At 45.1% G+C, this 900-nt stretch carries 1 pseudogene; it reads left to right on the top strand.

The window, feature by feature from the left end:
* Positions 1 to 97: 97 nt before the first annotated feature.
* A pseudogene (locus ACS8FC_RS15700) lies at positions 98 to 900 on the top strand (2,3-bisphosphoglycerate-independent phosphoglycerate mutase); the annotation flags it as partial.

Genomic DNA, 900 nt, shown 5'->3' with positions numbered 1-900 from the left:
AGTTTTTCAGCTATTTTAAGATATGTGTTAATATAGAGGGCTTTCCATACCCTAACATAGCATTAAAGGCGTTCATTCACTCGAGGAGCGGTAATATATGACCAGTACCCATCAAGCATCAGAATCTATTGACGACAATCAGGCGCAGCAGCTCAGCAGTAAGCAAGAAGACGGCGCACAGAATAAAAAAACGCCGCATGTCTTAATGATATTAGACGGCTTCGGTCATCGTGAAGAAGATAAAGATAACGCCATTGCTGCGGCAGACATGCCAAATCTAGATAGAATTTACCAAAAATACCCTCATGGACTGATTTCTGCTTCAGGAGAAGATGTGGGTCTGCCAGATGGTCAGTTTGGTAACTCAGAAGTTGGTCACATGAATTTGGGTGCTGGCCGTGTTCTTTATCAAGACTCGACTCGCATCTCAAGTGAGCTTGCCAATCGCGAATTCTACAAAAACGAAGCATTGGTTGACGCAGTGAAAGCGGCTAATGAGCTTGGCGGTAATGTACATATTATGGGTCTGCTTTCTGATGGCGGTGTTCACTCACATCAAGACCATATCGAGGGCATGTGCCATTCAGCATTGGTTCATGGTGCCAAAAACGTCTTTATCCATTGCTTCTTAGACGGCCGTGATACCCCGCCTAAATCCGCTGATAAGTATATCAATCGTTTGCGTGATTACATTGATAAGCTTAATGCTCATTATGAAGGTGGGCGTGTACAGATTGCTAGCATCATCGGTCGCTACTATGCGATGGACCGAGACAATCGCTGGGATCGCGTACAAAAAGCTTATGAGCTGATCACTGAAGGTAAAGCAGATCGTTTGTCGACACGTGCGGACGGTGCTGTCCAAGCCGCTTACAAAGCACGTGAGACTGACGAATTTAT

This window comes from Psychrobacter sp. 1Y4 (genome assembly GCF_051847555.1).
The sequence above is the reverse complement of the archived record's forward strand: the minus strand, read 5'-3'. Positions and strand labels throughout refer to the sequence as shown.